Annotated in this window: 21 protein-coding genes; 9 read left to right on the top strand and 12 right to left on the bottom strand. The window is 70.6% G+C overall.

The window, feature by feature from the left end; genetic code table 11:
* The first annotated feature begins 124 nt into the window (after nucleotides 1-124).
* Together AW273_RS07570 and ilvA are read left to right on the top strand one after the other, a co-directional pair.
* On the top strand, nucleotides 125-739 hold the full coding sequence (locus tag AW273_RS07570; RefSeq protein ID WP_232327154.1) for a LysE family translocator: 615 nt from the start codon (nucleotides 125-127) through the stop codon (nucleotides 737-739).
* Nucleotides 740-755: 16 nt separating this feature from the next.
* Nucleotides 756-1,970 (top strand): threonine ammonia-lyase, encoded by a 1,215-nt coding sequence (gene ilvA, locus AW273_RS07575; protein ID WP_062346599.1) that lies wholly within the window; start codon nucleotides 756-758, stop codon nucleotides 1,968-1,970.
* An 8-nt stretch (nucleotides 1,971-1,978) separates the two neighbouring features.
* Here the strand turns inward: ilvA and AW273_RS07580 are convergent, their stop codons facing one another.
* Genes AW273_RS07580 through hppD form a run of 3 tightly spaced genes read right to left on the bottom strand, consistent with a single transcriptional unit; the run spans nucleotide 1,979 to nucleotide 5,140 of the window.
* On the bottom strand, nucleotides 1,979-3,376 hold the full coding sequence (locus AW273_RS07580) for a M1 family metallopeptidase (protein ID WP_062346601.1): 1,398 nt from the start codon (nucleotides 3,374-3,376) through the stop codon (nucleotides 1,979-1,981).
* A 58-nt stretch (nucleotides 3,377-3,434) separates the two neighbouring features.
* Complete coding sequence (locus AW273_RS07585; protein ID WP_083949575.1) at nucleotides 3,435-3,992, bottom strand: RDD family protein; 558 nt, start codon at nucleotides 3,990-3,992, stop codon at nucleotides 3,435-3,437.
* Nucleotides 3,993-4,045: 53 nt separating this feature from the next.
* Nucleotides 4,046-5,140, bottom strand: coding sequence for a 4-hydroxyphenylpyruvate dioxygenase (gene hppD / locus AW273_RS07590; protein ID WP_083949576.1), 1,095 nt, complete (start codon nucleotides 5,138-5,140; stop codon nucleotides 4,046-4,048).
* Nucleotides 5,141-5,237: 97 nt separating this feature from the next.
* Between hppD and AW273_RS07595 the strand changes: the two genes are divergently transcribed.
* Complete coding sequence (locus tag AW273_RS07595) at nucleotides 5,238-5,705, top strand: Lrp/AsnC family transcriptional regulator (RefSeq protein WP_062338945.1); 468 nt, start codon at nucleotides 5,238-5,240, stop codon at nucleotides 5,703-5,705.
* An 89-nt stretch (nucleotides 5,706-5,794) separates the two neighbouring features.
* The gene (locus AW273_RS07600; RefSeq protein ID WP_083949600.1) at nucleotides 5,795-7,906 is read left to right on the top strand and encodes a transglycosylase domain-containing protein; all 2,112 of its coding nucleotides are present in this window, start codon (nucleotides 5,795-5,797) and stop codon (nucleotides 7,904-7,906) included.
* Nucleotides 7,907-7,944: 38 nt separating this feature from the next.
* Here AW273_RS07600 and AW273_RS07605 read toward each other — a convergent pair whose 3' ends face one another.
* The 4 genes from AW273_RS07605 to AW273_RS07620 are packed head-to-tail and all read right to left on the bottom strand — an operon-like array spanning nucleotide 7,945 to nucleotide 12,828.
* Nucleotides 7,945-9,897: a thioredoxin domain-containing protein gene (locus AW273_RS07605; protein ID WP_062346608.1), complete on the bottom strand. Its 1,953-nt coding sequence runs from the start codon at nucleotides 9,895-9,897 to the stop codon at nucleotides 7,945-7,947.
* A gap of 47 nt (nucleotides 9,898-9,944) precedes the next feature.
* Complete coding sequence (locus tag AW273_RS07610; protein ID WP_062346610.1) at nucleotides 9,945-10,277, bottom strand: STAS domain-containing protein; 333 nt, start codon at nucleotides 10,275-10,277, stop codon at nucleotides 9,945-9,947.
* Nucleotides 10,277-11,296: a cobalamin B12-binding domain-containing protein gene (locus tag AW273_RS07615; RefSeq protein WP_062346611.1), complete on the bottom strand. Its 1,020-nt coding sequence runs from the start codon at nucleotides 11,294-11,296 to the stop codon at nucleotides 10,277-10,279. Before AW273_RS07615 ends, AW273_RS07610 begins: the two co-directional genes overlap by 1 nt.
* Complete coding sequence (locus AW273_RS07620; RefSeq protein ID WP_083949578.1) at nucleotides 11,293-12,828, bottom strand: SpoIIE family protein phosphatase; 1,536 nt, start codon at nucleotides 12,826-12,828, stop codon at nucleotides 11,293-11,295. The genes AW273_RS07615 and AW273_RS07620 overlap by 4 nt, the downstream gene beginning before the upstream one ends.
* A 160-nt stretch (nucleotides 12,829-12,988) precedes the next feature.
* On the opposite strand from AW273_RS07620, the gene AW273_RS07625 reads away from it, so the two are divergent.
* Both AW273_RS07625 and AW273_RS07630 read left to right on the top strand, forming a co-directional pair.
* Entirely contained in the window at nucleotides 12,989-13,387 is a 399-nt protein-coding gene (locus AW273_RS07625) for an ATP-binding protein (RefSeq protein WP_062346614.1), read from the top strand.
* A 93-nt stretch (nucleotides 13,388-13,480) separates the two neighbouring features.
* Nucleotides 13,481-14,629, top strand: coding sequence for a hypothetical protein (locus AW273_RS07630; protein ID WP_062346616.1), 1,149 nt, complete (start codon nucleotides 13,481-13,483; stop codon nucleotides 14,627-14,629).
* Here AW273_RS07630 and AW273_RS07635 read toward each other — a convergent pair.
* From AW273_RS07635 to mca, 3 genes are read right to left on the bottom strand one after another with little or no spacing between them, the layout of a single operon-like run.
* On the bottom strand, nucleotides 14,618-14,896 hold the full coding sequence (locus AW273_RS07635) for a GNAT family N-acetyltransferase (RefSeq protein ID WP_062346618.1): 279 nt from the start codon (nucleotides 14,894-14,896) through the stop codon (nucleotides 14,618-14,620). The two genes, AW273_RS07630 and AW273_RS07635, sit on opposite strands and share 12 nt — an antisense overlap.
* Complete coding sequence (locus AW273_RS37045; RefSeq protein WP_157555625.1) at nucleotides 14,889-15,059, bottom strand: hypothetical protein; 171 nt, start codon at nucleotides 15,057-15,059, stop codon at nucleotides 14,889-14,891. Before AW273_RS37045 ends, AW273_RS07635 begins: the two co-directional genes overlap by 8 nt.
* A 10-nt stretch (nucleotides 15,060-15,069) precedes the next feature.
* Entirely contained in the window at nucleotides 15,070-15,960 is an 891-nt protein-coding gene (gene mca, locus AW273_RS07640) for a mycothiol conjugate amidase Mca (protein ID WP_062346620.1), read from the bottom strand.
* Between the two features lie 127 nt (nucleotides 15,961-16,087).
* Here mca and AW273_RS07645 point away from each other — a divergent pair, with 127 nt between their 5' ends.
* The 3 genes from AW273_RS07645 (at nucleotide 16,088) to AW273_RS07655 (ending at nucleotide 18,447) form a co-directional block, all read left to right on the top strand.
* Nucleotides 16,088-16,501 (top strand): DUF4307 domain-containing protein, encoded by a 414-nt coding sequence (locus AW273_RS07645; RefSeq protein WP_062346621.1) that lies wholly within the window; start codon nucleotides 16,088-16,090, stop codon nucleotides 16,499-16,501.
* 79 nt (nucleotides 16,502-16,580) lie between these two features.
* Nucleotides 16,581-17,081: a transcription elongation factor GreA gene (gene greA, locus AW273_RS07650; protein WP_062346623.1), complete on the top strand. Its 501-nt coding sequence runs from the start codon at nucleotides 16,581-16,583 to the stop codon at nucleotides 17,079-17,081.
* A 124-nt stretch (nucleotides 17,082-17,205) separates the two neighbouring features.
* Entirely contained in the window at nucleotides 17,206-18,447 is a 1,242-nt protein-coding gene (locus AW273_RS07655; RefSeq protein WP_232327155.1) for a C40 family peptidase, read from the top strand.
* Here the strand turns inward: AW273_RS07655 and AW273_RS07660 are convergent.
* Together AW273_RS07660 and AW273_RS07665 are read right to left on the bottom strand one after the other, a co-directional pair.
* Nucleotides 18,416-19,027 carry an acyl-CoA-like ligand-binding transcription factor gene (locus tag AW273_RS07660; RefSeq protein WP_062346627.1) on the bottom strand — a complete coding sequence of 204 codons (612 nt, stop codon included), beginning with the start codon at nucleotides 19,025-19,027 and terminating at the stop codon, nucleotides 18,416-18,418. The two genes, AW273_RS07655 and AW273_RS07660, sit on opposite strands and share 32 nt — an antisense overlap.
* Nucleotides 19,005-20,480 (bottom strand): MFS transporter, encoded by a 1,476-nt coding sequence (locus AW273_RS07665; protein WP_062346629.1) that lies wholly within the window; start codon nucleotides 20,478-20,480, stop codon nucleotides 19,005-19,007. Before AW273_RS07665 ends, AW273_RS07660 begins: the two co-directional genes overlap by 23 nt.
* Nucleotides 20,481-20,489: the final 9 nt, after the last annotated feature.

The raw sequence follows: 20,489 nt of genomic DNA on the forward strand, positions 1-20,489 counted from the left end.
CCTAGTGTCTGCGGCCCCTAGTGTCAGCGAGTCGTTCCGCTTGCGCCTGGGGCGGGGAATATTCCCGATTCGGCGACGGCTTGACCTGTTCATGGAGTGGGGTGCGTTGGCGGGGATCGCCGTGGTGTCTCTCGGGATGGTGCTGACTCCCGGGCCGAACATGATCTATCTCGCCTCGCGGGCGATCTCCCAAGGCCGTAAGGCCGGGCTGGTCTCCCTGGCGGGCACGTTCGTCGGGTTCGTCGTCTACCTGACCGCCACCTGCCTGGGGCTGACCGCGATCTTCGCGTTGGTTCCGGCCGCGTACACGGCGATCAAGTTCGCGGGCGCCGCCTACCTGCTCTATCTCGCCTGGAAGATCGTCAAGCCGGGCGGGCAGGCCGTCTTCGCCGCGCAGGAGCTCCCGCAGGACTCCAACGGGCGGCTCTTCACCATGGGGCTGGTCACCAACCTGCTCAACCCGAAGGCCGCCATCCTCTACATGTCGCTGCTGCCGCAGTTCATCGAGCCCGCCAACGGCCACGTGATCCTGCAGAGCTTCGCGCTGGGGAGTGTGCAGATCAGCATCAGCATGCTCGTCAACGGCCTGATCGTCATGGGCGCCGGCGGGCTGGCCGCCTACCTGTCGACGCGGCCGGCCGCCGTGCGGATCCAGCGCTACGTCACCGGGACCGTCCTCGGGGCGTTCGCGGTGCACCTCGCCGCCGACCGGTCCAAGGCCGTGCTGACCTCGCCCTAGTGGCAGGATTGCCCGCATGGCCGTACCGCAGGTGACGTACGACGACGTACTCGCCGCCCGTGAACTCCTCAAGGGCGTGATCGCCCACACCCCGGTCGTCCACTCCCGGGTGTTGTCCGAGACGATCGGCGGGCCGGTCTACCTGAAGGCCGAGAACCTCCAGCGGGCCGGGTCGTTCAAGGTGCGCGGGGCCTATGTGCGCATCGCCCGCCTGTCCGAGGAGGAGCGGGCCAGGGGCGTCGTCGCGGCCAGCGCGGGCAACCACGCCCAGGGGGTGGCCTTCGGTTCGGGGCTGCTGGGGGCCAAGTCGACCGTCTACATGCCCGAAGGCGCTCCGCTGCCCAAGGTCGAGGCGACCCGGGGCTACGGCGCCGAGGTGATCTTCGCCGGGCACACCGTCGACCACGCCCTCCAGGCCGCACGGCGGCACGCCGAAGAGACCGGCGCGATCTTCATCCACCCCTTCGACCACCCCGACGTCATCGCCGGTCAGGCCACGATCGGGCTGGAGATCATCGAACAGCTCCCCGAGACCGGCACCATCGTGGTCGCCATCGGCGGCGGGGGTCTCGCGGCGGGGGTGGCCCTGGCGGCCAAGCATCTCCGTCCGGGTGTACGTGTGGTCGGCGTCCAGGCCGAACGCGCCGCGGCCTATCCCGAGTCGCTCGCGGCCGGCCACCCGGTGATGGTCGAGCCGCAGTTCACGATGGCCGACGGGATCGCCGTCGGCCGGCCGGGCGACCTGCCGTTCGAGATGATCCACTACCTGGTCGACCAGGTGGTGACCGTCTCGGAGGAGTCGTTGTCGCGCGCCCTGCTGCTCTGCCTCGAACGCGGCAAGATGGTCGTCGAGCCGGCCGGCGCCGCCGGGGTCGCGGCCCTGCTCGACAAGCCCCACGCCTTCGAGCCCCCGGTCGTCGCGGTGTTGTCGGGCGGCAACATCGACCCGCTGCTGCTGGCCCGGGTGCTCCGCCACGGCCTCGCGGCGGCCGGGCGCTACCTGGCCTTCCGCATCCGCCTGGCCGACCGGCCGGGCGCGCTGGCCGCGCTGCTCAGGAGGCTGGCGGAGCTCAAGGCCAACGTGCTCGACGTCGTGCACGAACGTGTCGGGGCCCGCCTCCACCTCGACGAGGCCGAGGTGCTGCTCCAACTGGAGACACGCGGCCCCGATCACTGCGACGACGTGCTGGCCGCCCTCAGGCGAGACGGCTACAAGCTCATCTTCTCCTGAGCCGCCCGTCAGCGAAGCGCCGTCGGGCGGCCCTTCTCGAAGAGCCACTGGTCGAAGAGGTCGCCGAGTTTCTGCCCGGAGACCTGTTCGGCCAGGGCCGTGAACTGCTCGGTCGTGGCGTTGCCGTGGCGGTGGTCGGTCGCCCACCGGCGGATGATCGTGAAGAACGCGTCGTCGCCGACGCGGGTGCGCAGGGCGTGGAGGGCCATCGCGCCGCGGAAGTAGACCGAGTTGTTGAACAGGTCGGTCTTCTGCGCCACCCCGGGCGGATAGTTCCACATCGGGTCGGCGGCGTTGGCGTAGTGGCGGTCGAAGGTTTGCTGCGCGGTCGTCTGGCCCTGGTGCTCGCTCCACAACCACTCGGCGTAGGTCGCGAAGCCCTCGTTGAGCCACAGGTCCTTCCAGCGGGTGATGCTCACGCTGTCGCCGAACCACTGGTGGGCCAGCTCGTGGGAGATGATGCCCTCGTCGGGCTCGAAGCCGCCGTAGATCGGCTTGGTCTGGTTCTCGAGCGCGTAGCCCGACGCGAAGTCGTCGACGATGCCGCCGGTCGACTTGAACGGGTAGGGCCCGAAGACGGTCGACCAGTAGTCGGTGATCCGCGCCGACACCTCGTAGAGCCGGTCGAGCTGGTTCCGGTAGCGCGGGTCGACGGCCGCGTAGACGGGGATGCCGCCCTCGGAGTCGCCGGTCTTCACCAGGAACTTCCCGGTCGTCATGGTCGCCAGGTAGCTCACCATCGGGTGGGTCTCACGCCAGACGAAGGTGGTCTTCCCGCCCGTGGACGTCGGCTCGCCGGCCAGCTCGCCGTTGGCGATGGCGGTCACCCCGTCGGGGACGGTCAGCCGGAACTCGTAGGTCGCCTTGTCGGCCGGGTGGTCGTTGCCCGGGAACCAGGTCTTGGCGCCGTTGGGCTCGGAGGTCACGAACGAGCCGTCGCCGGTGGGCACGAAGCCGTAGGTGCCGAGGTTGGGCGAGTCGCGGACCGGCCGAGGCTCGCCCTGGTAGGTCACCGCGGCCTGGAACGCCGACCCCTTGGACAGGTCGGCGGTGACGGTCATCTCGTCGCCCGACCGGGTGAACTCCGCCGGCCGCCCGCCGACCGTCACCGAGCCGACGGTGAAGCCGTGGAGGTCGAGGTTGAAGCTCGACAGGTTCTCGGTCGCCGTCGCGTCGATGGTCGCGGTGCCGGCGAGTTGCCGGGTGGCGGGGTCGTAGCCGAGGACCAGGGTGTAGTGGCTGACGTCGTAGCCGCCGTTGCCGTCGTTGGGGAAGTCGGCGTCGCCGATCCCGGCCGCCCCGGCCGTGCCGGAACGGGAGATCTCCCGCTCGGACGCCCCCGACGGCGAACAACTCGTGAGTGTGACGACGATGAGCGCGCCTGACAGCGCCCTGGCCAACCGCATGGGTGCCCCTCCCCGAACCGACCCTGCCGGGACACCTTATGCGAGGTCGCGGACACGCTCAGGCATCGACGACCAGGGTTGATGCCGCTTTGTCGTGCAGCGCCTGCTTTCTGCGGTCGAACAAAATCCAGACCAGGTCCAGGAAGCCGAGACAGCAGGTCGCCGTGAGGACGACGTACACGACCGACCGCAGTGCCGCCTGGCCGACCCCGATCGGGCCGCCGTCCTCGCGGGCCACGCGCATGTGGAAGATCTTCTTGCCGGGGGTCTGGCCGTTCCAGTAGGCGTGGAAGAGCCAGTAGTACAGGAACCCGATCAGCAGGCCCCAGAACCAGTGGGTGACCTGCTCGCCGTGCCAGGTCCCGGTGCGCTCGTCGTAGACCGCCGACCACGACTCGTAGGTGAACGGCGAGGAGACGAGGCCGACGATGACCGCGTCCACGATGCCCGCGAAAAGCCGGCGCCACCGGCCGGCGAGGGGCCGGCCGGCCGGTGGCGGGGCGCCGTGACCGGGCGTCCCGTACGGGGGACGTCCGCCCGGCGCGGGCGGCGGTGTCCAGGGCTGGGACGGGTCCTGGCCCGGTAGATCACCCGGCGGCGGAGTCGGAGAAGCCATGCCATCGTGATCACCTGCCGCGGACCAGGGCAAATCCGCCGCGGAGTAAAGATCTACAGGTTGCCGCGCAGCTCCTGCTCGCGCTCGATCGCCTCGAACAGGGCCTTGAAGTTGCCCTTGCCGAAGCCGAGGGAGCCGTGCCGCTCGATGAACTCGAAGAACACCGTCGGGCGGTCCTGGACGGTCTTGGTGAAGATCTGCAGCAGGTAGCCGTCCTCGTCGCGGTCGACCAGGATGCGCCGCTTCTTCAGTTCCTCGACCGGGACCCGCACGTTGCCGATGCGCTCACGCAGCTCGGGGTCGTCGTAGTAGGAGTCGGGCGTCTCCAGGAACTCCACCCCGGCCGCGCGCATGCGGTCGACGGTGTCGAGGATGTCGTTGGTGGCCAGCGCGATGTGCTGCACGCCGGGGCCGCCGTAGAACTCCAGGTACTCGTCGATCTGCGACTTCTTCTTCGCCAGGGCCGGCTCGTTGAGCGGGAACTTGACCTTGCGGGTGCCGTCGGCGACGACCTTCGACATCAGCGCCGAGTACTCGGTCGCGATGTCGTCGCCGATGAACTCGGCCATCCGGGTGAATCCCATGACCCGCTCGTAGAACTCGACCCACTCCTCCATACGCTCCACATTGCCGACGCAGTGGTCGATCGCCTGGAACATCCGCTTGCCGGGCTCCACGATCGGCTTCGCCGCCACATATCCGGGCAGGTAGGGGCCGGTGTAGTTGGACCGGTCGACCAGCGTGTGCCGGGTCTCGCCATAGGTGGCGATGGCCGCGAGCACCACCTTGCCGAAGTCGTCCTCCATCACGTACGGCTCCGCGATGCCCGTGGCGCCCTGGGCCAGCGCGTGCCGGTAGGCCGCGTCGACGTCGGGCACCTCGATGGCCAGGTCGATCACGCCGTCGCTGTGCGCGGCCACATGGCGGGCGAGATCGGTGCCGGGCCGCACCGCGCCGCGGAACTCGAACCGGGCGCCGCCCGACTTGAGCACATAGGCGACCTCGTCGCGGCTGCCGGTCTCGGGCCCCTTGTACGCGATCAGCGTCATGCCGTAAGCCGTCGAGTAGTAGTGGGCGGCCTGCTTCGCGTTGCCTACCGCGAACACCACCGCGTCCATGCCGTGGACAGGGAACACGTCATCGCTCATGAGGCCCACTCTGTTCTTCAGTGTCCAACCTGTGCAACTGTGTCCGAAAACAGTGGACAATGTGTCTAGCGGGTGGCAGACCGGGAAGAGAAAAGTTGTGAGCGTTGACCAGTTGGATATTCGACTTGTGGCATTGCTGAATGAGGAGCCCAGAATCGGGGTACTCGAGTGCAGCCGCCGCCTCAACGTCGCTCGCGGCACCGTCCAGGCCCGGCTCGACCGGCTGGTCGCGCGCGGGGTGATCATCGGCTTCGGCCCCGAGATCGACCCGGCCGCCCTCGGCTACGATGTCACGGCGTTCGTGACGCTCCAGATCCGGCAGGTGTCCGGCCACGAACCGCTGGCCGACCGGCTCGGCCGCATCCCCGAGGTGCTCGAAGTCCACACGATCACCGGCAGCGGCGACATGTTGTGCCGTATCGTCGCCCGCAGCAACGCCGACCTCCAGCGGGTCATCGACCTGATCGTCGATCTCCACGGGGTCATGCGCACCGAATCGGTGATCGCACTGGACACACCCGTCCCTTACCGCACACTTCCGCTGGTCAGGGCGGCACAGCGCTAAGTGCACGGAGCATCACGACGTATCGTTTACGGTGATGGTTCATCGTCGGCCGGGGGGTGCGCGTGGGGATCGGCAGGAAGATCGCGGGTTTGTGGCCCCGACGGAGGTTCCTGCGCATCGCCCTCATCGGCTTCGGCGCCGCCGCCGTGGCCGCGATCGGCGCCTTCGCGGTGATCTGGGTGCTCACCCCCATCCCCGACACGACCCAGGAGCTGGCCACCGCGCAGGGCTCGGTGATCTACTACCGCGACGGCAAGACGGTGCTGGCCAACCGGGGCGTCGACCGTAAGAACGTGCCGCTCTCCGAGGTTCCGAAGGTGGTCAGGGAAGCGGTCATCGCCGCCGAGAACCGCACCTTCTACCAGGATCAGGGAGTGTCTCTCTCCGGTACGGCCAGGGCGATGTGGTCGACCCTCACGGGCAACCAGATCCAGGGCGGCTCGACGATCACCCAGCAGCTCGTGCGCAACTACTACAGCGGGCTCAGCCAGGAACGGTCCATCATGCGCAAGCTCAAGGAGATCATGATCTCCCTGAAGGTGGATCGATCCAAGTCCAAGGACTGGGTGCTGGAGCAATACCTCAACACGATCTACTTCGGCCGCGGCGCCCACGGCATCCAGGCCGCGGCCCAGGCCTACTTCCGGGTCGACGTCGGCAGGCTCACCCCCGCCCAGGGCGCCTACCTGGCCGCGGTGATCCAGCAGCCGTCCAACTTCGCCAACCCGACCGGCGCCATGCTCACCGCCGCGCAGGCCCGCTGGAAGTCGGTCGTCGACGGCATGGTCAAGATCGGCGCCGTCACCCCCGCGCAGGCCGCCCAGATGACCTTCCCCGAGCTGAAGAAGCAGAAGAAGCCGTTGTCGTTGTCGGGCCAGAACGGCTACATGCTGGCCCAGGTGGTCGGCGAGCTCAACCGCATGGGCTACAGCGACGAGGACATCTTCCAAGACGGCCTCAAGGTCACCACCACCTTCGACAAGAAGCTGATGACCGCCGCCTCCGACGCCGTGGCCGACGTGCTGCCCGAGGGCACCCCGAAGAAGGTCCGCGCCGGCCTGGCCGCCGTCGACCCGGGCAACGGCGAGGTGGTCGCCTTCTACGGCGGGCGCGACTACGCCCAGAGCGAGTGGAACAGCGCCTTCGACGCGAAGGTCCAGGCCGGCTCGACCTTCAAGGCCTACGCCCTCGCCGCCGCCCTGCAGGACGGCGTGCCGCTGACCCAGCGCTACTACGGCAACTCGCCCATGTACGTCAACGGCGCCGCCATCCCCAACTCGGGCGGCTCCTCCTACGGGTCGGTCAACATGGTGCAGGCCACCCAATATTCGGTGAACACCGCCTTCGTCGACCTCGGCCAGCAGATCGGCCTCGACAAGATCGCCGCTGCGGCCGAGGCGGCCGGGATCCCCGCCGACCAGCTCGCGCAGCACCGCAAGGCCGCCACCTTCCCGCTGGGGGTGGCGTCGGTGAGCGCCGTCCAGCAGGCCGGGGCCTACGCGACGTTCGCCGCCGGGGGCGTCCACCACGACCCCCACGTGATCAGGTCGGTGACCGACGCGTCCGGCAAGACCCGCAAGACCGACACCACCGGCCGCCGCGTCTTCACCGAAGACACCGCCGCCGACGCCACCTACGCGATGGAACAGGTCGTCACCTCGGGCACGGGCACCGGCGCCCGCCTCTATGACCGCCCGGTGGCCGGCAAGACCGGCACGACCGACGCCTCGGCCGCCGTCTGGTTCACCGGCTACACGCCGCAGCTCTCGGTGGCGGTCGACATGTTCCGCGACGACAACCTGCCGGTGACCATCCCCGGCTACGGCGAGCTCTACGGCGGCACCCTTCCGGCGCAGATCTGGAAGGCGTTCATGACCACCGCCATGGAGGGGAAACCGGTCAAGGAGTTCCCCGACCCGGTGACCTACTACCGCTGGGACAACGACTACTACCGCCCGACCGACGACGAGGAGCGCGAGTACGGCTCCGACGAGCCCAGCCCCGACCCGACCCCGACGGCCCCGGGCGACGACTGGAACACCCCGCCGCCGGGCGACGGCGGCCGGCCCGAGACGACACCCCCGCCGTCAGACGGCGGGGGCCCGAACGGCGAGCCCCCGGTGACCGAGCAGCCCGACAACCAGCAGCCCGACCTGCCCGACGAGAACAACCCGCCCGACGTGCCGGTGGGCACCCGCTGAACCATTCAAGGGGGGCGGGCCCGGTTCGGCTCCCCGAGTCAGCCGGCCAGTTCCGCCCTCAGGTCGGCCGGTGTGGTCACCGGCAGGCGGCAGGCGAAGCCGCGGCAGACGTAGGCGGCGGGTTCGCCGTTCACGAGGGTGCGGCCCGCCATCAGCGGGACCTCGCCCTCGCCGAGGGCGATGACCATGCCGGGAGCCCCCGACATGAGGGCGGCGCGGTGCAGCGCCCGGGTGCGGTCGTCGGCCGGGTCGCCGGTGAGGGCCACCTCGACCGGGCCCGCCAGGGCCGCCGCCGCGACGGCCAGGCCCCAGCCGGCGAAGCGGGCGTAGCGGTCGGCCAGCGTGGAGACCGGGCCGAGCGCGCCCTCGGCCGCCTGGCGGTGGCGGGTGGAGCCCGACAGGGCGGCATAGGACAGCAGCGCCCCGGCCGCCGCGAACTGGCCCGAGGGCGTCGCGTTGTCGGTCGGGTCCTGGGGCCGCTGGAAGAGGCGTTCGCCGTCGTCGGCGGTGTCGAAGAAGCCGCCCGCGCCGTCGGGGAACCGGTCGAGCAGGGTGTCGAGCAGGGCCTCCGCGCGGTGGTACCAGTGGGGGTCGCCGGTGATGCCGTAGAGGGTGAGGAAACCCTCGGCGACGTCGGCGTAGTCTTCGAGCACCCCGGCGTTGCCGCCCGCGCGGCCGTCGCGGGAGGTGCGGAGCAGGCGCCCGTCGCTGATGTGGACCTCGTCGATCAGGGTCGCGGCCCGGGTCGCCGCTTCGACCAGGGCCGGGCGGTCGAACAGGGCGCCCGTCTCGGCCAGCGCGGCGATGGCCAGGCCGTTCCAGGCGGCCACCACCTTGTCGTCGCGGCCGGGCCGCACGCGCAGCTCCCGCGCCGTCCGCAACCGGGCCCGGATCGACGCGTAGCGCCCCTGGTCGTCGGGGTCGGCGAGAAGCTGGAGCACCGAGGTGCCGTGTTCGAAGGTGCCGGTGACCTCGAACAACTCCGCGGCCCAGGCGGCGTCGGCCTGGCCGAGGACCTCCTGGAGCTGGTCGGGGGTCCAGACGTAGAAGCGCCCCTCCTCGCCCTCGCTGTCGGCGTCGAGGGCCGAGGCGAAGCCGCCTTCGGGGGTGCGCAGCTCGGCGATCATCCACTCGGCCGTTTCGAGGGCGACGCGCCGGGCCAGCGGAGAACCGGTGTCGCGCCACCAGTGGGCGTAGACGCGCAGCAGCAGGGCGTTGTCGTAGAGCATCTTCTCGAAGTGGGGCACCACCCACGACGCGTCGACGCTGTAGCGGGCGAACCCGCCGGCGAGCTGGTCGTAGAGGCCGCCCCGGGCCATGGCCTCCAGGGTGGTGTCGGCCATGGCGCGGGCGTCGGGAGTGCGTACGCGCAGCAGGAACTCCAGCACCATCGACGGCGGGAACTTCGGCGCGGCCCCGAACCCGCCGCGCTCGGCGTCGAACCCCTCCTGGAGGCTGCGCACCGCCGCCTCCAGCGTCTCGGCCGTCGGCAGCGGCCCCGACGGGAGGGCGGCGCGCTCGTTGAGCGCCTCGACGACCTTGCCGCCCTGATCGAGCACCGCGTCGCGGTCGGTCGTCCAGGCCTCGTGCACACCCATCAGCAGCCGCTGGAAACCCGCACGCGGGAAGTAGGTGCCGGCGTAGAAGGGGTGGCCGTCGGGGGTGGCGAAGACGGTCATCGGCCAGCCGCCCTGGCCGGTCATGGCCTGCGTGGCGGCCATGTAGACGGCGTCGACGTCGGGACGCTCCTCCCGGTCGACCTTGATGTTGACGAACCGGGCGTTCATGATCGCGGCGGTGCCCTTGTCCTCGAAGGACTCGTGGGCCATGACGTGGCACCAGTGGCAGGCGGAATAGCCGACGGAGATGAGGAGGGGGACGTCGCGGCGCCTGGCCTCGGCGAAGGCGTCCGGGCCCCATTCGAACCAGTCGACGGGGTTGTCGGCGTGCTGCAACAGGTAGGGGCTCGTGGCCCCGGCCAGCCGGTTCATACGGCCCAGCCTAGGTGAGTGACCCCGGCGGCCCGGCCCCGGCGGGACTACGCGGCCGACGTCGGCAGGTTGAACACCTGGTCGAGCGCCGTCACCTCGAACAGGTGCACGATGTAGGGCGTCATCCCGACGAACCGCATCTCCGCCGGATGCTCCTCCGCCGCGTCATAAAGGTGGATCAGGGTCGCCAGCCCCGACGAGTCGATGAAGGTCACCCCCGTCAGGTCGACTTCCAGCACGCTGAGGCCCCTGCTCATCAACGTGGGCGTCATGGTGGCCAGATCGGCCGACGTCGTGTAGTCGAAGTCTCCGGACAGGGTCAGCCGGGTGGTGCCCGGCTCCGGATTCTCGATCTCGATTAGGAAAGGCGCGGTGTCCATCAAGCTCCATCTGCGGCGAGCGTGCCCTCCGCCAGAAGGTGGCGGGCGCGCGGGAAATCATGCAGTTCGTCGTGGAGAAGGCGCAGGGCCAGCGCCACCGACCGGGACGGCACGCCGCGGGCGTGCAGGAGGTCGCAGGTCCACGTGACGAAGTCGGTGAACAGTCTCGTGTCGTCGATGTAGAGGGCGGCGGAGAGGAAGTCGGCGATGTGGGCGAGGTCGTCGGCGGTGTGGTCGATCTGGGCCTGGGTGTAGTCGCGCATCGGCGGGAAGCGGCGAGGGAGTTCGGCCATCACGCCGGCGAGGATCTCGCCCCGGCGCTTGGTGAACAGGGTGTACTCCTCGTCGGCCAGGTGGGGCAGGGTCGCGCCGGGGGTGGGGAACGACGGGAGCCTGCCCTCTTCGAGCAGGTCGGCCGCCGCGTCGGCCGTGGGCGCCCAGCCGTCGGCGCCGAGTTTGACGGCGAAGCGGCCGTCGGCGCCGAAGCCCGAGCCTCCGGCGAGGACCGGGATGCCGACGGCCTGGCAGGCGGTCAGGGTCGCGTGGGCGCGCGGCAGCCTCGTGGGCAGGGCGCAGCCGATCGCGACGGCGTCGGGGCCGGTCTGGTGGAGGTGGGTGATCAGGTGGGGGCCCGGCACGTTGGCCCCGAGGAAGTCGACGTGCCAGCCGCGCAACCGCAGGACCTCGGCCAGCAGGCGGGTCGGCAGGGCGTGGTATTCGCCGTCGGTGCAGGCCACCGTGATGCGGCTGCGGGTCGGGCGGGGACGCACGGCGGCGGCGATCGCGGCCACGGCGCGTTCGCTGATCGCGGTGGCGCCGTGTTCGCGGGCCACCGACCAGGTGCCGGCCGCCCACAGTTCGCCGACCCGGCGCTGGGCCGGGGCGATCACGTCGAGGAGCAGCGACTCGGCCGGCATGCCCTCGTCGAGCAGGCCGAGCACGAGGTCGATCGCGCCGAACTCGTCGGCCGAGCCGACCCGCTCCAGGTATTCGTCGACGACGTCGACCGCGACGCTCATCGTGACCGCCGGATGGCGAGCAGGGCGCGGTCGTCGAAGACTCCTCCCGCCAGCCAGTCGCTGTTCAACTGCTCAAGGCGCTCCACGACGGCCGTCGCGGGCATGCCGGCGCAGGTGGCCAGGGCGGTCATGAGGCGGACGGAACCGTACATCTCGCGGCCGGTGGGGCCGCCGAAGGCCTCGGTGATGCCGTCGCTGTAGAGGAGCAGCAGGTCGCCGGGCGCCAGGTCGACCGAGGCGGTGCGCAGCGTGATCGCGCCCGACCTGATCGCGCCCAGAAGGGTGCCGCGGGCGTCGACCTCTTCGACCACGCCGTCGGCGCGCAGCAGCAGCGGGGCCGGGTGACCGGCCACGGCCAGATCGATCACGCCGTCGCCGGGGCGGATCGCCGCCAGCACCAGCGTCACGTGGGACCGCGGCGTGTAGGAGCTCAGCAGCGCCTTGTTGATCAGGTGCATGAGCTGCTCGGGGTCGCGTTCGAGCAGCAGCAGCGCGCGCAGGCTGTGGCGGACCTGACCGGCCAGCACGGCCGCGCGCGGGCCCTTGCCGCACACGTCGCCGAGGGTCACCAGCGGGCCGTCGGGAGTGGGCAGCACGTCGTAGAAGTCGCCGCCGATCAGGGCGGTCTGCTGGGCGGCGCGCAACGAACCGGCCAGTTCGAGGCCGTCGACCACGGGCAGCGGCGGCGGGCGCAGGTCGCCTGCGAGGATCGTGTTGGTCGCGCTCTGCTCCTGGTAGAGCACCGCGGCCGAGATCGCCGCGCCGGCGCGGGCGGCGAACACCCGGACGAGCGTCTCGGTCTCGTCGTCGAAACCGGCGCCGCCCTCACGGCGGGCCAGCACCAGCGCCCCGGCCGGCACGCCGTTGCCGGGCAGCGGGGTCACCAGCAGGTGGCCGACCGGGCCGAAACCGGCCGGCAGCAGCCACTCGGGCGCCTGGTGGGGGTCGAGCCAGCGGCTCGGCACCGGCGGGAACCCGGCCAGCGCCTCGGCGAGACCCGGCACCTGGTCGGCGTGGGCCACCGGGATCTCGCCCTCTTCCAGGCCCGCCTCGGAGGACCGGAGCCAGGCGGTGCGCCGCAGGCCCCCGGGCGGCAGCACGACCATCGCCGCGTCGGCCAGCAGGCCGGTCGCGAGCTCGGCGGTGGCGCGGGCGCATCGGCGGGTGTTGAGCGAGGCGGACAACCGGCGGCCGGCCTCGACGAGGAACTGGGTGCGCTCGCGCTCGGCCCGCAGCGCGTCGGCTCGGGCGCTCTCTTGGGTGACGTCGCGCAGATACCACGCCTGGTGGACGATGCCGAAGATCTCCCGGCGGACGCGCAGCCGCCGGTCGCCGAGCGTCGTCTCGTAGGTCTCGCCGGGTTCGCGGCCGCGGTCGAGCAGGCTGGTCACGTCGCCCGGGACCATCTCCCTGGCGGCGCCGTTGACCAGCACGACAGCGCCGTCGGCGTCGCACAGGACGACTCCGTCGGCGGCCGCTTCCACTATCGCCCGCAGCACCTCTGTCGAGGGCGCATGCGTTATCGAATCCATCACCGGCCCTTTCGCGCGAGGATCGCTCAACTTTACCCGGCAGGGTCAGCCTCGACGCGTGCCAGCGATATTGCCCGTAAAGACGGCAATCATGCGGCTTGTGAATTGACCGGCGGGTGCCGGGTAGTTAGCGTGCGACGAGCTATCACAGGGGGACGGAGTGAACACCGACCAGCATCTCAGGTGGGCGATCACCACCGACCTGATCGGCTTGCGCGGCCGGGTGTCCGGCGTGGCCACCGAGGCAGGTCTGCGGGGCCATCGGCTCAACGACCTGGTCACGGTGGTCAACGAGGCCGTGATCAACGTACTGGAACACGGCGGCGGGGAGGGTCTCGTCGAGATCTGGTACGACGCCGACGGCATCACCGTCGAGGTGACCGACTCGGCCGGCACCCTCAAGCCACAGGACATCCACCGCAGCCGCCCCTCGTCGAACACGCCGCGCGGCTTCGGACTGTGGCTCATGGGCCAGCTCTGCGACGAGTTCAGCATCTCCCAGATGGTCGGCCGATCCCGCATCCGGTTGCGGATGACCCTTGCCCAGTCACCCCGCTAGCCGCGTCCGACCGGCGGGCGTAGGCTCACGACACGTGAGCGAGCGAACCGTCCGGCACCGGAGTCGGAAGCACATGCCGACGGAGGAGACCGCGTGAGTGTCGATCTGGACTTCGCGGCTCGCCACGCGGGCCGGCCCGCCCGTGACCTGACCCGGCGCGACGTGGCCCGCGCGCTGCTGGCCGTGCCCTCCGGGCAGGCCCTGGTGTCGCTGCCCGAGTTGCGCCGCGACCTGATGGCGGCAGGCAACCCCCTCACGGCCGTGTTCTGGGAATCGGCCAAGACGACCCTGACCCGCATCGAGTCGGGCGTGGCCACCGTCGGCGACGTGCAGCGCTGGCTGGAGTCGACCGGCACCGAGCCGATCCTGCTGACCCGCAGCTACTTCGTCTGGCCCGACGAGAGCGAGCGCGGCCCGGTGGCCACCGAGATGTACGCCCGCCTCGTGGCCCACCTGGAGGAGCTCGTCGAAGCGGGGGTGATCGACCCCGACGCGCTCGCCCAGGGCGACGTGAGCTCGCGGCAGGCGTACGAGGAACTGCAGGAGCGCTGGCTCACGGCCGGGCTGCCCGACGGGCGGGTGCCGGGCGTCTCGGTGAGCGAGGAGCAGGACGCCGAGCTCTACGCCGCCTGGGACGAAGAAGAGGCCTACGCCCTCCAAGAGCTCAGAAGGGCCCTCGACGACCTGCCCGAGCCGCCCTTCCCGGCGGGCGACCTGAAGGCGGCGGCCGATCGGCTGCGGCGCTCGCTGGTCGCGCCCGGCTTCCCCGGCAACGTGCTGCGGGCCTGCGCCGGCCTCGACGAAGAGCGGCTGCCCGAGGCCGACGAAGACCTGTGGTTGCGGGTGGCGGCGGGCATCGCCGCGCCCATCTCCGACCTGCCCGACGAAGAGGACGCCGCCCGGTTCTTCGACCTCGACGGCGAGCTCAGCCACGAAGACTCGGTGCTGGCGTCGTTGTGCGCGATCCACCACGCCGACTGGCTGGCCGCGATCGTCGCGCTGACCCGTTACGGCCCCGGGGTGCTGGCCTCGCCCGAGCGGATCGCCCGGTTCATCGCCGACTCGGAAGACCTGGTGAGCGAGCCCGACGACCCCGAGGAGCTGGAGGCGACCGAGATGCTCTTCACCTCGGTCACCCCGCTCTGGGCCCATCTCGGGATCGTCGACAAGGCCGAGGTGCTCACGCCGCTCGGCTGGTGGGGCCTGCCCAAGGCCCTCGAAAGGGCCTGGTCAGGCGACTAGGTCGGCATATTCGGGGTGGCGGTCGATGTAGCCCTTGATGAACGGGCACATCGGCACCACCTCAAGGCCGCGCTCGCGGGCCGAGTCGAGCACCGCGCGGGCCAGCTTCGAGCCGAGGCCCTTGCCCTCATAGGCCGGATCGATCTCGGTGTGCACGAACACGATCCGGCCGGGACGCGGCAGCCGGTATTTGACGAAGCCCGCGACCGTGCCCTCGACGCTGATCTCGAAGCGTTCGGTCTCGGTGTTGTCGGTGACGTCAGTCACTTTTGGAGTTCCCCTCGTGGGGCACCTCGATCTTCGCGATCTGCCGGTTCATCGACTTGATCAGGAAGAACAGGGCCACCCCGATGGAGGCGACGACGATGAACCCCAGCAGGCCGGGGCCGATTGCCGTCGGGTCGGTGGCGGGAGTGGCGATCGAAATCACGGTATGCAGTCTACGAGCAGGGGGTGGCGCTGGTCGCGGCGGGGACCTGGATGCCCGCGAACAGGTCGTCCTCGGGCAGGGTGACGTCGACCAGTGACCGGGCCAGGTGGTAGTCCTCCGTCGGCCACACCTCCTGCTGGATCTCGCGCGGGCAGGCGAACCAGAAGCCGTCGGGGTCGACCTGGGTGGCGTGGGCCATCAGGGCGCGGTCGCGGGTCTCGAAGTAGTCGCCGCACGGGATCCGGGTGGTCACCTCCCACTTCTGCGGGCGGTCCTCCCAGCGGGCGATCCAGTCGGCGTAGGGCGAGCCCAGCCCGCGGCTGGTCATGGCCTCGTGGAGGGTCTCGAACCGCGCCTTGGTGAAGCCCGAGTGGAAGTACATCTTGAGCGGCTGCCACGGCTCGCCCGTGCCCGGGTAGCGGTCGGGGTCGCCGGCCGCCTCGAAGGCCTCCACCGACACCCGGTTGGTCTTGATGTGGTCGGGGTGGGGGTATCCGCCGTCGTCGTCGTAGGTGAGGATCACGTGCGGGCGGAACTCGCGGACGGCCGCCACGAGCGGCGCCGACGCGACCTCCAGCGGCTGCAGGGCGAAGCAGCCCTCGGGGAGGGGCTCGTTCTCGTCTTCGGGCAGGCCCGAGTCGACGAAACCGAGGAACCGCTGGTCGACGCCGAGGATCTCCCTCGCGCGCTCCATCTCCAGGCGGCGGACCTCGCCCATGTTCTCCAGAATGTCGGGGCGGTCCATCTTGGGGTTCAGGATCGAACCGCGTTCCCCGCCGGTGCAGGTCACGACCAGGACCTCGACGCCCTCGGCGGCGTACCGGGCCATCGTCGCGGCGCCTTTGCTCGACTCGTCGTCGGGGTGCGCGTGCACGGCCATCAGCCTCAGCGCGTTCGTCACGGCTCTCCTTCGTTGGGGCAATCCGTAGCGCGAGCCAGGCCGGCCTGGCTCGCGTGTCACTGACATCCAATAGCGTTGATGGGAATTGTCTCGGACAACGCCGGGACCTCGCAGGGAGATTCCTTTCATGTCGGCACCAGCTCCGCGCCCGATCCTGGGCACCCCCGACGAGTTCCCGCCCAGGCCGCCCATGGGGCGCGGCCGGTTCGTCGTGTACGCCGTCATGGCCGTCGTCGTCGCGGTCGTGGCCGCCGGGTGGGGTTACGTGATCCTGTCGGCGCGGGGCAACCCCGAGGTGCGGGCCGACGTCATAACCTTCGACACCAGCCGCCCCGATTCCGCGGAGATCACCTTCGTGGTGCACAAGCCCGACGACCGCGCGGCGACGTGCCGTCTTCGCGCCGTCGACGTCCACCACGTCGAGGTCGGGACCCGGGAGATCACCATCCCCTCGGGCGACGGTGACGTCACCCTCACCGAACAGGTGAGGATCAACGCGCAAGCCACAAGCGTAGATGTTCAGGGCTGCTCCCTCGTATAGACTGGAATCTTTGGGGAAGCGTTCGAAGGCGTTAACTTGTTAGCCCTTCGACTCACCTAGGGAAGCAAGGAGAACCCGAGTGGCCGTCTCCCAGAACGAGAACGTCACCTGGCTGACGCAGGAGGCGTACGACCGCCTCAAGGAGGAGTACGACCGCCTTTCTGGCCCGGGTCGGATCGAGATCGCCAAGAAGATCGAGGCCGCCCGCGAGGAGGGCGACCTGAAGGAGAACGGCGGCTACCACGCCGCCAAGGACGAACAGGGCAAGATGGAGGCCCGGATCTTCCACCTCCGGCAGATCCTCGACACCGCGAAGGTGGGCGAGGCGCCCCGCACCGAGGGTGTGGTGGGGCCCGGCATGACGGTGACGATCCGCTTCGAGGGTGACGACGACGAGGTCACCTTCCTGCTCGCCTCCCGCGAGGAGAGCGGCGCGCCGATCGACGTCTACTCGCCGAAGTCGCCGCTGGGGTCGGCGATCAACGGCAAGAAGATCGGCGAGAAGGCCAGCTACACCATGCCCAACGGGCGCTCGATCACCGTCGAGGTGCTGGAGGCGGTTCCCTACATCGGGAGCTGACGCGTTCGCCTGACATCGAATCCGCCGGAGAAGTGTGCTCCGGCGGATTTTGACTTCTCGGGCCTCATTGGGCACAGTCGTGGAACGGGACAGCCCGATGAAGGTCTTCGGAGGGAGTGGTGGCGTGCCCCTGCGGGTCGGAGGCTTCCTCCACGAAGCCCGTCAGGATCTCGCGTTCCGCCCCCGGCTGCGCCGCCCCCACCTGGCCCGACGGGCGATCCCCGTCATCGGGGTCGCGCTCGCGGTGGTGCTGATCACCGACTTACTCGTGCTGGCCGGGCTCGACGGGGTGCAGGAACGGGCCGCCCTCGACGTGCGCCGCCCTCCCGTCGCCGGAGACTACGTCGCGGCCAGCGGTCAGGTCCCCTCCAACGCGGTCGCCCCCCTGGGCAAGCTGGCCCGCCCCCACCTGTTCGTCGTCGCCCCAGAAGCGCTCAAGCCCGAGCAGGTCGACAAGGTCCGCCGCCAGAAGGGCGTCAAGGCCGTCGAGATCGCCGACGCCGCCGACGTGAACCTGGGCGGCTGGCGGGTGCCGACGATGGGCGTCGACCCCTCGACGTTCCGGGCCTTCACCCCCAAACGAACCGCCTCCTCCGACGAACTGTGGGCCAACGTCGCCGCCGGCGACGTCGTGGTCTCCTACGAACTCGGCAAGGAGGGCGGCCTCAAGCTCGGCGACGACGTCCGCACCCCCGGCGCCGAGATGCGGGTCGGCGCCTACGCCACGGTCGGCATGGGGTCGATCCACGCCGTGGTCTCCCGCGACACCGCGACCCGGCTCGGGCTGCCCCACGGCAACGCCATGGTGGTGAGCGCCCCCAGCGTCGACTCGGCCAAGCTGCGCAAGGCGCTGCTGAAGGTGCTGCCGGGCAGCCAGATCGCCACGATCAACCCGGTCGTGATCGCGCCGCCCCGGCGTCACATCGCCCAGCCGCAGCGGGTCGTGCAGTGGCCGGTGTCGGCGCTGATGTCGGTGCCGCAGATCGAGACCGCGCTGAGGGCCGCCGCCTCAAAGCTCGGCAGCCGCTACGTCTGGGGCGCCGAAGGCCCCGACACCTTCGACTGCTCGGGCCTGGTGCAGTGGGCCTACGCCCAGGCCGGGGTGCGCATGCCCCGGGTGACCAACCAGCAGTGGGCGACCGGGCCGCAGGTGCCGCTCTCCCAGGCCCAGCCGGGCGACCTGCTGTTCTGGCGCAACGACCCGACCAACCCGGGCTACATCTCCCACGTGGCCATCTATTGGGGCAACGGGCAGATGCTCCACTCGCCGCGTACCGGCGACGTCGTGAAGATCGCGCCGCTCAACACCCGCAACCTGGCCGGGGTGGTCAGGGTCAGTCCTCAGGTCGCCGCGCAGGTTCGATAGGCAGACCGGCCTCCAGCAGCGAGAAGGCCTCGTCGATCATGTCGGCGAAGGGCGGGTTCTCCTCGGCCGTCGCCCAGGTCTGCAACACGGGGATGATCGTGCCCATGACCGCGCCGATGAGGACGCGCACCTGGAACGAGGCCGGGTCGGCGCCGGTCCGCCGGGCGATGCCCTCGGCGAGCAGGTCCATCGTGTCGAGCATGTTCTGGAAGATCCGGGCCCTGATGGCCGGCACGCCCATCTGGAGGCGGGCGCGGGCCCGGATCTCCACGAGTTCCTCGCCGGGGATGCCCTGCATGGCCTCCCCGAAGGCATTGCGCAGGGCTCTCAGGGGCGGCACCTCCGGCGGCTGGGCGATCAGGCGTTCGACCAGCAGCGGGTCGTAGTCGTCTTGGACGACGATGTCTTCCTTGGTGGGGAAGTAGCGGAAGAGCGTGCTGGGGGACACCTCGGCGGCCTCGGCGATCTGCTCGATCGTGGTGGCGTCGTAGCCCTGCTCGGCGAACAACCGCAGGGCGTGTTCCTGGATCGTCCGCCGAGTCTTCTCCTTCTTGCGCTCACGCAGTCCCGGCGAGTTCATGGGTCGATTCTCCCGCCGGTTCCGCGGGCGCGGAACGCATGAACGTCACGATCAGCACCGCCGCGAGGGCCATCAGGCCGCCGCAGGTCCACAACACGGCGTCCATGGCGTCGGCGAAGGCCGCGCGCCCGGCGTCGGCCCAGCCGGGGACACGCACCGCCATCGCCACCGAGTCGCGCACCGGGGCGGGGGCGGCCGGGGGGAGCGCGTGGACGTACACGGAGGAGAGCAGGCTGCCCAGCCCGGCCACGCCGAAGGCGCCGCCGGTCTGGCGGAGGGCCTGGAGGACGCCGTTGCCCATGCCGGTGCGGTCGGGCGGCAGCAGGGCGAGCAGGCCGTCCATGGCCGGGACCATGGTGAGGCCCACGCCGGCCCCGGTGAGGGCGAGCCAGGTCGCGGTGTAGGGGTAGTCGCCCGGCATGACCGCCCCCGCGATCAGGCCCGCCGCCAGCACCACCAGGCCGGCGCCCATGATGACCCGCAGGCTCAGGCGCCTGATCAGGCGTTCGCCGAGCAGGCCGCCGACCATCAGCCCGGCGACCATGGGCACGATGCGCAGCCCGGTGCCCATCGCGTCGAAGCCCTGGACGGCCTGGAGGTAGAGCGGTGCGACGAACAGGACGCCCATCATGCCGAGCGAGACCACGGTCGCGCCGAACGCGCCCCAGACGAAGGTGCGGTCGCGGAACAGCCCCAGGTCCATCATCGGGGCCTTGGCGCGGGCCTCCACCCGTACGAACAGGAGAAGGAGCAGGACCCCGGCGGCGATCGGGCCGAGCACCTGGGCCGAGCCCCAGCCCCGGACCGGCGCCTCGATGACGCCGAAGACCAGCGCGGCGAGCCCGGCCACCGACAGCAGGGTGCCGGGGACGTCGGTGCCCTTCTTCTGCGGATCACGCGACTCCGGCACCAGCACCACCACCGCGACCAGCGCGATCGCCACGGCGGGCAGGTTGATCAGGAAGATCGAGCCCCACCAGAAGTGGTCGAGCAGGTAGCCGCCGACGATCGGGCCGAGCGGCAGGCCCACGGCCATGCCGGCGGTGAAGACGGCGATCGCCCTGGCCCTTTCGGCGGGCGGGAAGATCGTCGGCAGGATCGACGTCGACAGCGGCGTGATCAGGGCCGCCCCGGCGCCCATGAGCGCCCGCCCGGCGATCAGCCAGGCGGTCGAGTCGGCCAGCATGGCCATCGCCGAGGCGACGCCGAACGCCACCAGCCCCGCGACGAGCAGCTTCTTGCGGCCGAACCGGTCGCCGAAGACCCCGGCGGGCAGCAGCAGGGCGGCGAACACGACGAGATAGGCGTCGACGATCCACTGGAGTTCGCCGGTGGACGCGCCGAGGTCGACGGCGAGGGTGGGCAGCGCGACGTTGAGGACGGTCGCGTCGAGCCCGATCACGAGAACGGAGAGAACCAGGGCTGAGAGTGCCCACCATCTGGAAGTAGCCATAAAATGATA

Origin of the sequence: Herbidospora yilanensis (assembly GCF_001570565.1) — a bacterium.
GTDB classification, from domain to species: domain Bacteria; phylum Actinomycetota; class Actinomycetes; order Streptosporangiales; family Streptosporangiaceae; genus Herbidospora; species Herbidospora yilanensis.